General features: G+C 59.3%; 11 protein-coding genes. 5 read left to right on the top strand and 6 right to left on the bottom strand.

Annotated elements, in window-relative coordinates:
- Window positions 1-265: 265 nt before the first annotated feature.
- Both NW818_RS04050 and NW818_RS04045 read right to left on the bottom strand, forming a co-directional pair.
- On the bottom strand, window positions 266-994 hold the full coding sequence (locus NW818_RS04050; protein ID WP_414423896.1) for an SDR family oxidoreductase: 729 nt from the start codon (window positions 992-994) through the stop codon (window positions 266-268).
- An 84-nt stretch (window positions 995-1,078) separates the two neighbouring features.
- The gene (locus NW818_RS04045) at window positions 1,079-2,314 is read right to left on the bottom strand and encodes an anion transporter (RefSeq protein WP_414409476.1); all 1,236 of its coding nucleotides are present in this window, start codon (window positions 2,312-2,314) and stop codon (window positions 1,079-1,081) included.
- A gap of 300 nt (window positions 2,315-2,614) precedes the next feature.
- Between NW818_RS04045 and thrB the strand changes: the two genes are divergently transcribed.
- On the top strand, window positions 2,615-3,541 hold the full coding sequence (thrB, locus tag NW818_RS04040) for a homoserine kinase (protein WP_414329601.1): 927 nt from the start codon (window positions 2,615-2,617) through the stop codon (window positions 3,539-3,541).
- A 24-nt stretch (window positions 3,542-3,565) separates the two neighbouring features.
- Here the strand turns inward: thrB and NW818_RS04035 are convergent, their stop codons facing one another.
- Genes NW818_RS04035 through NW818_RS04025 form a run of 3 tightly spaced genes read right to left on the bottom strand, consistent with a single transcriptional unit; the run spans window position 3,566 to window position 5,337 of the window.
- Complete coding sequence (locus tag NW818_RS04035) at window positions 3,566-4,123, bottom strand: diacylglycerol kinase family protein (protein WP_414423895.1); 558 nt, start codon at window positions 4,121-4,123, stop codon at window positions 3,566-3,568.
- Window positions 4,107-4,598 (bottom strand): rRNA maturation RNase YbeY, encoded by a 492-nt coding sequence (gene ybeY, locus NW818_RS04030; RefSeq protein WP_414352127.1) that lies wholly within the window; start codon window positions 4,596-4,598, stop codon window positions 4,107-4,109. The genes NW818_RS04035 and ybeY overlap by 17 nt, the downstream gene beginning before the upstream one ends.
- Before the next feature lie 25 nt (window positions 4,599-4,623).
- A complete protein-coding gene (locus NW818_RS04025; protein ID WP_414423894.1) occupies window positions 4,624-5,337 on the bottom strand; it encodes a bifunctional 4-hydroxy-2-oxoglutarate aldolase/2-dehydro-3-deoxy-phosphogluconate aldolase in 714 nt (237 codons plus the stop codon).
- Between the two features lie 677 nt (window positions 5,338-6,014).
- Between NW818_RS04025 and NW818_RS04020 the strand changes: the two genes are divergently transcribed.
- Window positions 6,015-7,148, top strand: a complete 1,134-nt coding sequence (locus tag NW818_RS04020; RefSeq protein ID WP_414423893.1) for a murein hydrolase activator EnvC family protein — start codon at window positions 6,015-6,017, stop codon at window positions 7,146-7,148.
- On the opposite strand, the gene NW818_RS04015 is transcribed toward NW818_RS04020, so the two are convergent.
- On the bottom strand, window positions 7,139-7,789 hold the full coding sequence (locus NW818_RS04015) for an ABC transporter ATP-binding protein (protein ID WP_011433492.1): 651 nt from the start codon (window positions 7,787-7,789) through the stop codon (window positions 7,139-7,141). The two genes, NW818_RS04020 and NW818_RS04015, sit on opposite strands and share 10 nt — an antisense overlap.
- Window positions 7,790-7,957: 168 nt before the next feature.
- Between NW818_RS04015 and NW818_RS04010 the strand changes: the two genes are divergently transcribed.
- From NW818_RS04010 to NW818_RS04000, 3 genes are all read left to right on the top strand, one after another.
- Window positions 7,958-8,140 carry a DUF3285 domain-containing protein gene (locus NW818_RS04010; RefSeq protein WP_414352125.1) on the top strand — a complete coding sequence of 61 codons (183 nt, stop codon included), beginning with the start codon at window positions 7,958-7,960 and terminating at the stop codon, window positions 8,138-8,140.
- A gap of 300 nt (window positions 8,141-8,440) precedes the next feature.
- A complete protein-coding gene (locus NW818_RS04005) occupies window positions 8,441-9,598 on the top strand; it encodes a histidine kinase (RefSeq protein WP_414423892.1) in 1,158 nt (385 codons plus the stop codon).
- A 448-nt stretch (window positions 9,599-10,046) separates the two neighbouring features.
- The gene (locus NW818_RS04000) at window positions 10,047-11,273 is read left to right on the top strand and encodes a serine hydrolase (RefSeq protein ID WP_414423891.1); all 1,227 of its coding nucleotides are present in this window, start codon (window positions 10,047-10,049) and stop codon (window positions 11,271-11,273) included.
- Window positions 11,274-11,322 lie beyond the last annotated feature (49 nt).

Raw genomic sequence — 11,322 nt, 5'->3', positions numbered from 1 at the left:
CTTAGCGGTCGGAGCCGGGTAGTTTACCAGTTTGGGCCGGCGTTGCTTGCTTCTGTGCCGGACGAATGGCTAGGACGGTTGGTGGGGGTGTCGGGAGATCTGATCCAACGTTGCCGCCAAGAAATGAGGATCCCTGCTGGCGCTTTGGGCTGCAGAGAGCAAGATTGAGACGGGGGGAGCCCAAGAGAGAAACTCGAGCGCTTGTTTCACCAAAAGACAAGCTGCTGCCGCCTCAACCCCAGCAAAAGGACGGCAAAACACTTGGTCAAAGGAATTGGTGGCTTTCCGGCTGCAACACTATCTCGCTCGGTACAGCACCAGCGGGCGCTGTAAGGGCAAAGCAGATGGCTTCCGCAGCCGTGGCAGGGCTGAGCATCTTGTCTCGTTGCACCTTCAGGCTGATGGGATCCCAGAAGGGTGAGTCGATGCCCCCGAAGTAAAACAGCGTAAATCTGACCCCAAAGCGCTTCAGCTCATCGGCCATGCACTTGCTAAACCCGACCACCCCAAACTTGGCCGCACAGTAAGCAGAGGCCATCGCCATGGGATAACGTCCAAGGACGCCGGGAAAATTGAGGATGTGGCCGGATTTTTGCTCCCGCATGGGGTTGGCAGCCAGTTGGCTGGTGTAGAAGCTGCCCTTCAGGTTGACCGCCAGCATTCGCTCCAGGTCTGCGGGGGTTAGCTGGGGAGCAGGCTTCAGGATCCCGGCCCCGGCCAGGTTAATCAGCACGTCAATGCGCCCATGCTTTTGCACCGTTTGGTTGACCAGGGCCTCTACCTGGGCATAGTCCGTCACATCAGTGGGGATCCCCACTCCAGAGGCAGCCCCCAAAGAGGCTGATTTCTCCACCAGAGCTCGCAGGGGCTCTTCTCGCCGAGCGGCCAAGACCAGATGGGATCCGGCCTGAGCCAGCATGGGCACCAGGACGCTGCCGATACCCCCCGTTGCCCCTGTGATCAAAATAACTGCCTGCGATAGCGGAGAAGACACGTTACGTTTCTTAAACTCTTTTTCCCATCATACACAGGGATCCCGACAAGCCAGTCACAGCCCCACTGGATCCCTCGACAGAGGTCATCTGAGCGGTGGAGAAGACAGGAAAGGCTGGCACAGCCACAACCCACTGAACCCCAGGGTTAGGAGAGTGAGGGGCAGGCCAAAGCGCAGATGTTCCCCAAACGAAAGCACATAGCCTTTTTTGGCCGCTGCCTCGACTGTGATCAAATTGGCCACCGCCCCAAATAGTGTCAAATTGCCTGCCAAAGTGGAGCCAGCAGCCAGCAACAGCCAAGCGGTGGTCTCCTGTCGGGGCAGGAACGATTGCAGCAACAGCACCGCCGGCACATTGGAGATGAGGTTGGATAAAACGGCCACACTACTCAGCAGGGCAAGAGGGGATCCCGCCAGACTCTCTGCCAAGGATCCCAAGCTCATCCCCCAAGCAGTTACCAGCTCTCCCGTTGCCCGCGTTAGGATGAACAGCCCGGAAAACATCACCAGCAGATTCCAGTCCACCTGCTCCAAAAATCGCTCTGGCTTCAGCCTACGGGTAATCAACAACAGGGCCGCCGCCACCAAAGCCGATTCTGCCAAGGGAAGTCCGGCTACAAAGGCCACAAACAGCCCCCCCGTAATCACCACGCTCTTGCGCAACAGGGGCGGGTAGAGCCGCAGCGGCAGCCAAGGCACCCGAGCAAAGGGTTTCAACGAGCGCACCTCAGGGTAGTACAACCACAGCAACCCCACTTCCAGCAGCAGCCCTACCACGGCAATGGGGGTCATCTGGGCAGCAAACTCCAGATAGCCGATCCCAGAGAAGGAGCCGATCAGGATATTCTGCGGGTTGCCGCTCAGGGTGGCGACGGATCCCAGGTTGGTGGCTGCCGCCAAGCCCAGCAGATAGGGAATCGGGTTTAACCCCAGCACCGTTGTGACCTGCAAAGTCAGGGGAGTAAACACCAGCGCCAGCGTGTCGTTGAGCAGGAAAGCCGAGAGCAGCCCGCTGCCGAACACCAGCATGATCAACAGGCCAAAGGGGCTGCGGCTCACCCGAATCAAGCCCAGCAAAGCCAACTGAAAAGCCCCCCCATAGGACAAGCTGGCATTTACCACCATCATGCTCAGGAGAAACACAATCGTGGTCGGGTCAATGGCTTCCCAAGCCTGCCGTAGCGACAAGGTCCCCAAGCCGATCAACAGGGCGGATCCCACCAGGGCGATGGTGGCCCGGTTCATACGCAACCTAGGCAGGGATCCCAGTCCCAACCCGACATAGCTCAAACCCAACACCAACCAAGACAGCCCCTGCACCCCCCGATCCCTCCCGCACTTCTTTCAGGATCCCTGATGGGTTCAGCCAATGGCAAAGGCTGGAGTTGAAACAGGCCCAACATTCCCGATACTCAATAAGTCACAAATAAGTCACAAGAACCAATCATGGTCAGAAACCTTTCGGGATAGTCCAAAAGCTCCGCTGGATCAGCGCGTTTGCCTCGGCGAGCTGCAGACCGAGCAGAGGTGGCGAGAATATCCAAGGTCTGGCCATCGTTCGTAGGATAATGGGAGCCCGCAGACATTGAGTTACCCACCGTTCACTGAGGAGTTGTCCCCTTGGTCAAAGAACGCGTAGAGGTCATCGTCCCGGCCACCACCGCCAACTTGGGGCCAGGGTTCGACTGCATCGGTGCAGCCCTAGAGCTCTACAATCACTTCCATTTTCGCGAGATCCCTTCTGGCCTCAGCATCCACTACCGCGGCAGCGACCACATCAGCCAAAGCAAGGACAACCTGGTGTACCGGGCTTTTTGCCGCGCCTTTGAGCTGCTGAGTAAGCCTGTGCCGGGGGTAGAAATCGAAATTACCCTCAACGTGCCCCTGGCGCGGGGGTTGGGCAGTTCTGCCACCGCCATTGTCGGCGGCTTACTGGGGGCCAATGCCATTGGAGCACTCAACTTAGCTCCCGAAACCCTTCTACAACTGGCTATTGCCTTGGAGGGCCACCCAGACAATGTGGTGCCCGCCCTGCAGGGCAGTTGTCAGCTTTGTGTGCAGGGACAGCAGGGGCAATGGGTGTTTTGTCCCGTGGAGTGGCATGAGAGCATTGGCATCCTGGCCGTAGTGCCCAACTTTAAGCTTTCCACCCAAGCGGCCCGCGAGATCCTGCCCAAATCCGTCAGCTTGGCGGATGCAGTTTTTTCCAGCAGCCATCTGGGCCTACTCATCCGCAGCTTGCAGTCGGGGCGGGTGGACTGGCTGAAGGTGGCTCTGCAGGATCGGCTGCACCAGCCGGCGCGTATGGAGCTGATCACCGGGTTCAAAACGGTTCAAGCTGCAGCCATGGCTGCCGGAGCCTATGGGGTGGTGATCAGCGGAGCCGGCCCCACTCTTCTGGCCCTCTGTGCTCCCGAGAATCGGGAACGGGTGGGATCCGCGATGGTCAGCGCTTGGGCGCAGTTGGATATTGAAGCGGAGGCCAAACTGCTCAACCTGGACCGGCAGGGAGGACGGGTGGTGATCCACTCCCAGCCGTCTGGATAGGAAACTCCCTCTCCAGTCGGGGAGCTACCCTGCTGCCGGGAAGCCATCTTGCAGCAGCAACACCAAGGGCGGAAGAAATAGCCAAGCCGCCACCATCAAGGACGCCACTGCCGCCATCAACACCGCTGCCGCCGCGCAATCTTTGGCGATCTCGGCCAAGAGGTGATACTTGCTGCCCAGGGTGAGATCCACCACTGCTTCCAGAGCGGTATTCACCAGCTCCAGCGCCATCACCAAACCGCTGGTTAGGCTAATCACGGCCATTTCCAGGGCGCTCAGCCGCAGGCCCAGCCCAAGGCCAAAGGCCATCACCGCCATCACCATGTGAATGCGCAAGTTGCGCTGGGTGCGGATGGCATAGACCAAGCCCTTGCCCGCGTAGTAGAAACTTTTGCCCAAGTTGTCGGCCACTTGCCAAGAGGGGGGGCGTCGCCAGGGATCCATCCCCGAAGGCTCGGCAGTTGCTGCGGGATCGGCCTCAGAGATAGGCGCTGGGTCTACACCGGTGGGCCCGGAATGGACGCGCCGCCGGAACACCGCCAGGCGAGAACGCTCCGGCAACCGACTAGGGCTGTTGGCCATGGGCCACCTCCCCATCCAGTTGGATGGCTGCGAGCAACTGTCGCTGTTGCTGCAACATGCGCTGCAGGGACAGTTCATCCGGGTGATCCCACCCCAGCAGATGGAGCAACCCGTGGCTGGCCAACCAGGCCAACTCTTGCGAGAGACGATGCCCCTGCGCTTTGGCCTGTGCGCGGGCGGTGGGCACCGAAATCACAATATCCCCCAGCAGGCGTACCCCCGTTACGTCTTGGATCTCAAAGGGGGCAAACATCTCCTGCGCGGCAAAGGCCAACACATCGGTGGGCTCGTCGAGATGGCGAAACTCGCGGTTGAGCTGGCGGATGTGTTCATCGGAAGTGAGGCAAAGGCTGAGCTCGCATGGCTCCTGTACTCCCAGCTCTTTCAGCCAGATCTCAAACCAATGACGCCAAGTGGCTTCTTCAACCGGGCTGGGGATGTTGAATTGCAGATAGAGATCTAAAAATCCATCCATGCGGGCCTCACTCACACCACGCCCCTTATTCTACTGGTTTGCCCAGATTGGGCCAGGTTTTGTTTCTCTGCTCCGCAAGCTGCTGCAGCGCCTGTCGTAGTCGATTCTCCAACAGATGGCAGCCTGAGTCCAAATCCTCTGTCGGGAACAGATCCCCGGCAATGCCCACTGCCCAGGCCCCTGCTTGCAGGTATTCCGCTGCCTTGGCCAAGGTGACTCCCCCTGTGGGGATCAACGGCAGGGATCCCAGCACCGATTGTAGATGGCGCAGGTAGCGGGATCCCCCCATGCTCTCCACCGGAAACACCTTTACTGCCGTTGCCCCCGCCTGCCACGCCCTCCAGATCTCGCTGGGGGTGAGGGCACCGGGCACGATGGGCAGCCCCACCTCCCGACCCCAGCGGATAACTTGCTCATCGGTGAAGGGGCAAACGCAAAACTGGGCTCCTGCCTGCCAAGCCTGCTCCGCCATCTGTCGATTGAGAACAGTGCCCACCCCTATCCAACACTGCGGGTGGTCTTGCCGCAGTTGGGCAATCAGCTCCAGATATTGGGGAACTTGCGTGGTGATTTCAATGTGGCGGATCCCGGCCCGGATGGCCAGCATGGATCCCTCTAGGGCCTGGGCTGGGCTGGCCCAGAGGCGGATCACGGCAATCAGCGGCTGCTGCCACAGATGGAGTAACCAGGGGTGCTGTGACCCTTTTCTGAAACTGCACTCAGCATCCTCGAATGCCATCTGTAGGAAAATACCCGCTCAGTGTTTTGCAGTTGCTTGGGTTTAGCTTAAGTTTAATTGCAATCCAAAAACGAAAAAGTCAGCCTGCCAATGAAATAATGACAAACCATAAAGCCTAAACGTCTTTTCTTTCAAGGGAAAGCCTAGCAGATGACTCAGGAACAAGCAAAGCCGGTGTTTTATAGGGGCAACTGTTTGCGCGTTCGTGGCCTTTGCCGGAGTGTTTGCTTTTCCCAGCTTTTCACGGCGTTGCTGGTTCCTGCTCTGGCCTTGTTGTCTCCCTAACCGGTGCTGAACTCAGCAGAGAAGAGGAGGAAGATTCCTCAAACCAAAGGTGCCGCAAGGTATCCCGTCTGTATGAGGCAACTTTTTGGTTGGCCTTCTAAGCGTGAGGTTTGCCAGCAGGTGAGCAGCCAGTTTATCGTCATTTCCTAGTTTTTCTAGTCCGTTGAGGTTGCTGCCGCTTGAGTTGCATGCCGTCAGGCCTGTGGGATCCGGAGGTGGAGTCGCTACTGTCTGGCTCTTCTGTTGCTGTTCGGAGTAGCCCTAAATAGCCAGCTCAGGCCCGATTCAGATCCGTGGGGATCTTTGTATCCTTAGGGTCGATGGGTCGGTTGCAGAGGGTGTGAGGAGTGACGAGTCTCAGTCGTGGGGCACGCAGACTGAAAGTGTGGGTGATGCTTGGATTGCTCACCCTCTTGCTGTTGGGGGGACTGGGGGGGGTTGCCCCGTCTCAGGCGCAGAATGTCAACCAATTGCAACAGCGGCAGCAGCAGATCCAGCACCAAATCCAGAGCACTCAGCGCCGCTTGGGAGAACTGCGCCAAGCAGAAGAAGAAGCCCGCCGCCGCATGGGATCCCTGCAGCAAAACATTCGACAGACCGAATCCAGCCTTCGCGACAATCAGTATCGTCTGGAACAAGCCCAGAAAGCCCTGGAGCAAGCTCAAAAGGAGCTACAGGAGCTGGAAGACCGCCTGAGACGGCAGCAACAGGGCACGGCTGCCCGTTTGCGCTACATGCAGCGACAGGGGGCCGAACATTGGTGGGCTTTGCTGCTCACCAGCCGTGACTTGAACGAGTTTTTCGACCGCCGCCACCAACTGCAACTGTTGATCGAGGCGGATCGGCAGTTGATCCAAGAGCTGCAAGCAATGGCCAAAGAGGTGGATCAACAGCGCATTGCTCTGGAGATGCAGCGCAACGAGATCTCTTTGATTTTGCAGGAGCTGGCCGCCCAGAAGAACCAACTGCAGCAGCAGGCGGTCGCCCAAGAGCAGCTGTTGAGCCGCTTGGCCAACGAACGCGCGGCCTATGAAGCAGCCCAACGGCGGCTGGAAGCCGATTCCCAACAGTTGACTCTCCTCATCCAGCAACTGATCGCCCAGCAGGCCCAACAGCAGGGGGGCAGGGATCCCGTTCAAGGGACGGGCCGATTCATCGCTCCGGTGCGCGGGCCGATCACCAGTGGCTTTGGCTGGCGGGTTCACCCCATCTACCGCAGTCGCCGCTTTCATGCGGGGATCGATTTTGGTGTGCCCACCGGCACTGCGGTGAGAGCCTCCGACCGGGGCACCGTCATCTACGCCGGCTGGTACGGCGGCTATGGCTACACGGTGATTGTGAATCACGGCGGCGGCATCACCACCCTGTACGCCCACAACAGCCGCGTTGCCGTTGGGGTAGGCCAGCAGGTGCAGCGGGGGCAAGTTGTTGCTGCTTCCGGCTCCACCGGCCTCTCCACCGGGCCCCATGTTCACTTTGAAGTGCGCGTCAACGGCCAACCGGTGGATCCCCGCCGCTACCTGTGAAGCAAAGCCTCCGTCGGCAACAGCTTCAGGGATCCCGCCTGCAATGTCCACCGCACATCGGCAATGGAGGACAGCTCCTCCGGGTCGTGGGAAACCACCAACACCGTCCAGGTGGACTTTAGCCGAGCCAACAGCTCGATCAACTGCCGTCGCACCGACCAATCCAATCCCGCCGTCGGCTCATCCAGCAACAGCAAAAACGGGCCACGGATCAACTGGACGGCCAGGGCCAAGCGCCGCTGTTGCCCGCCGCTGAGGCGGTTTGGGGAGGTATGTAGAGGGATCCCTTCCAATCCCACCTGTCTGAGGGCGTTTTCGATCTCTTTTCTCTGTAGCTCTGGATAACCAAAGCGCATTTCCTCCAGCACCGTCAAGCCGCAAAAGTGGCGCTCTGGAAACTGAAACACCAACCCCGCCATGCTGCGCAAGCGGTTGGGGGAAAGTTCTGCCCCTCCCCAGGTAATCCGTCCTTGGGTGGGCCGCGCCAAGCCAGCCAAAATCTCCAGCAGGGTGCTCTTGCCCGCCCCACTTTTGCCCACGATCAGCCCCAACTGGTTCAGGCCCAACTCAAAGGAAAGATCGTTGAGAATGGGCTGGGAAACGCCTGCCGGATGGTAGGAAAGATGCTGAACTTGCAACATGGGGGGCAAAAGAGGGGGATGCTGTCGTTATTTTGGCACCGGAAGATCCCCGCGCGACAGCTATGGCCCTTCTTCAGCGGGAAGGTCGAAGCTTGGGAAACACCTCTATCCGGAGGAGCAGATTAAGCTAGCCTGAAGGTAGGGTAAATTATCGCTCTGGTTATCCTGATGGCGCAGCCTTCTTCTGCAGATTCTCCTTCGGTTGGGGCGGGATCCCCCCCCCAGCTGAGTTACACCCGCCTGGCCATGCGCAACATGGTGCGCAAAGGCAAGACTTCCCTGCTTCACTTCACCCTGACAGCGGTGGGGTTGGTGGCCCTGCTGGTGGGGCTGGCCTACCTGTTTCACTAAGTTTTCACTGAGTTCCGCGAGAGTGTCCTGGCTATACCCTCTTGCAGTTGTTCCTAGGGCGGGAAAGCCACACCCTGAAAGGTCTTTCTTGTTACACTCCATGTCGCTTCTTAAGCTTTTCCCAAGATTAGGTGTTAGGAAGGAACAAGCACCAATGGCTCCTACGGTTGGACCTACGGTCCGCTTCCGCGAACGAGCGCACGGCAATCCCGGCTGCTGAAACGCCAACCTTTGGCTTTAATGCTACGCAATGTGCTACGCACCGCTATCGCGAGCGCTAACGCGACTGGACTTTGGCCTATGCAGACTTCGCCAGACCTCACCTCCGCTCGTTCTGTCATTCGCCTGCTGTTGTTTGCCAAGAGTCGAGCTGTCGTTGCCGAACTTGAGGAACATCTGCGCCAGCACATCCAGGGGTTGCCCGGCCAATACCCTGCCCAACTGGAAGTGGTGCCGCTGGAGGAGCACCCCTACCTGGCAGAGCATTACAAGCTGGTGGCCACTCCGGCTCTGGTCAAGGCTGAGCCCTTGCCCGCTCAAGTTTTGGCGGGCGCAGACTTGGCGACGCAGTTGGAAGTGTGGTGGCCTCGTTGGCAAGGCCAAGCGGCTTTGGCCGCCCATGGACCTACGGTCCGCTTCCGCGAACAAGAGGGGGCAGGACAGCATCCCACCTCCCCTCCAACCACTGAGGCACTGTTGCAAATGTCGGAAGAGGTGTTTTTGCTGCGGCAGGAGCGGGCCCAATTGCGGGAGCAGTTGGACTTCAAAGATCGCGTTCTGGCCATGCTGGTGCATGATTTGCGCAGTCCCCTGACGGCCACGGCTCTGGCGGTCGAAACCCTGCAGCAGGGGCGCGAGGGATCCCTGGACAAAGCGCTGGAACGGCAGTTGTTCGACCATGCCCGCCAGCAACTGCGCAAGATGGACAGCATGATCACCGATATCCTGGAGTCGGCCCGTGGCGCTGCCTCGGAGCTGAGGATTCGAGCCGTAGAAACCCAGTTGCCCGGCTTGTGTCAGGCGGTGATCGAGGAGCTATGGCCGCGCATTCAAGGCAAGCGGCTGCAGTTTCAAGCGGATATTCCCGTGGATCTGCCCTCTGTTCACGTGGATCCCGACAAGATCCGCCAAGTTCTGTTCAACCTGCTGGACAACGCCATCAAGTACACCCCTGCCGGGGGATCCATCCGCCTCGATGTCCTCCATCGCACCAGCCAAAAGGTGCAGGTGACCGTCAGCGATACTGGCCCTGGGATCCCGGAAGCCGACCAAGAGAGCATCTTCTCCGATTCTGTCCGTCTGTCCCGGGATCAACAGCAGGAGGGCTATGGCATCGGCCTTTCCCTCTGCCGACGGATCGTGCGCGCTCACTACGGCCAGATTTGGGTGGAGTCTTCCTTGGGCAAAGGCAGCAGCTTTCATTTCACTTTGCCCGTGTATCGGCTCTGCAAGGGCTAGCCGGGAGCTGGCTCCCCATGGGTGTGAGCCCCCTCAGAGAGAACAGATCTGACGGTTTTCCTGGACTTGGCAAAAGCGCTCCGCGCCGCTTCCGCGACTATTCCCAGCCCCTCTTCCAGAGGGAAAGGGGGGTCACGGATCAACCTAAGTTTTTAAAACGACTCCGAGTGGATGCTCTGGCAACAGGGACTCATCCTGCCTTTGGCGGGGTTGTTGCTAGACTTCGTGTCGCGAGGACGGTTTGATGGGCGTTTTGCAATCTAGGTCAGGGCAGGTTGGCCAATTTGTGGGTTTAATGTGGGTTTAATTAAGCCAAGCTCACCGGAGTGGAGTCGGTGAAACTGCCAGCAGTGTCTGTCAGAAGTATGGTGTTAAGGCAATCGTTCTTATGACCAGAGCAAGGGAGAGGAAAGGCACCGATCCATCCGCGCTAGCGGGCCGTAGGCCTTTGCCAGAGAAGTCGCGGGATCCCCGCCGCCCCTCACAACCTGCCAAGAACGCCGTCCCGCCTCCAGAGGGGTCAAAGCCGCAAACAGGTTCTGGTCGCCTGCTTCCTGCCCCCAGGGGATCCCTGTCGGTTTCCCGTCCTCAACCGCTGCGTCTTGCTCGCCAGAAAGCCATTGCTCGTCTGCGCCAACGGGCTGCCCGGCCTCGCCGCTTGAGACGTTCTCCATCTCTCGGGCAAGTGTTGCTCAGGGGACTGAGCTTAAGTCTCATCCTGGGCCTGACGATGGCGGGCCTCTCGCAACTGCTGCAATCGACCACCGCTGGCCGGATAGAACAGGCCACGACGCAGCTTGGGGATCCTCCCCCGCCGGCATTGCCAAGTGACATTCTGCGGGGAGAAGCGATCCCGGCTTTGCAGGAGCGCTTGGCCGCTTTGGCCGACCAACCGGGTTTGACGGCAGGAGCCCTGTTTTGGGAGGTGGAAACCGGCGCCTTTGCCGGGGTTAGGCCGGATCAGGCTTTTCCTGCCGCCAGTGTGATTAAGATCCCCATTCTCTTGGCTTTTTTCCAGGCTGTGGAAACCGGGCAGGTGCGGCTGGATGAGAGGCTCACCCTGCGGGAAGATCTCAAGGGAGGGGGGGCAGGCGTGCTGCAAACCCGCCCGCTGGGATCCCAGGTTTCTGCTTTGGAAGCGGCCACTCTGATGAGCACCCTCAGCGACAACTTCGCCACCAATCTGATCATCGATCGCCTGGGTGGACAGGAGGCTCTCAACCAAAAATTTCGCCAGTGGGGACTACAACACACGCAAATTTCTTGGTGGCTACCGGATCTGGAGGGCACCAACACCAGCAGCCCGCGCGACATGGTTTGGTTGCTCAGCCAGGTGGAACAGGGGCGCATGTTGAACCGCCGCAGCCGCGACCGCTTTTTGGATATTCTCTGGCGCACCCAACGGCCCTCCTACTTCCGGCCCAATCTGGGCCAAGAGGTGCGCATTGCCCACAAAACGGGAACCTTGAGCTCCGTGGTGGGAGATGCCGGGATCCTGGATTTACCCAACGGGCGGCGCTATGTGGCGGCGGTGTGGGTGAAGCGAGAAACCCCCAACGACCCCAGAGCCGAAGGGCTGATCGCCAGCTTGTCGCAAGCAGCCTATGAGTTCTGGTCTGCTCCTGGATCCGCCCCGCCATCCCGAACAGACACCACCGGCAGCCCGCAACCCTGAGTCCCCCACTCCACAAATCTTTCCATATTGCTACGCAACGCTTACGCGA

Origin of the sequence: Synechococcus sp. R6-5 (assembly GCF_047461775.1) — a bacterium.
Lineage (GTDB): Bacteria > Cyanobacteriota > Cyanobacteriia > Thermostichales > Thermostichaceae > Thermostichus.
Note: the sequence above shows the minus strand (reverse complement) of the source record. Positions and strands in the feature narration are given on the sequence as shown.

Excerpts from the sequence above, each read along its gene's own strand:
- NW818_RS04015 (WP_011433492.1), bottom strand. The coding sequence starts at position 7,789 with ATGTTGCAAGTTCAGCATCTTTCCTACCATCCGGCAGGCGTTTCCCAG.
- NW818_RS04035 (WP_414423895.1), bottom strand. The coding sequence starts at position 4,123 with ATGGCCAACAGCCCTAGTCGGTTGCCGGAGCGTTCTCGCCTGGCGGTG.
- NW818_RS04005 (WP_414423892.1), top strand. The coding sequence starts at position 8,441 with ATGCAGACTTCGCCAGACCTCACCTCCGCTCGTTCTGTCATTCGCCTG.
- NW818_RS04020 (WP_414423893.1), top strand. The coding sequence starts at position 6,015 with ATGCTTGGATTGCTCACCCTCTTGCTGTTGGGGGGACTGGGGGGGGTT.
- ybeY (WP_414352127.1), bottom strand. The coding sequence starts at position 4,598 with ATGGATGGATTTTTAGATCTCTATCTGCAATTCAACATCCCCAGCCCG.
- NW818_RS04025 (WP_414423894.1), bottom strand. The coding sequence starts at position 5,337 with ATGGCATTCGAGGATGCTGAGTGCAGTTTCAGAAAAGGGTCACAGCAC.
- NW818_RS04010 (WP_414352125.1), top strand. The coding sequence starts at position 7,958 with ATGGCGCAGCCTTCTTCTGCAGATTCTCCTTCGGTTGGGGCGGGATCC.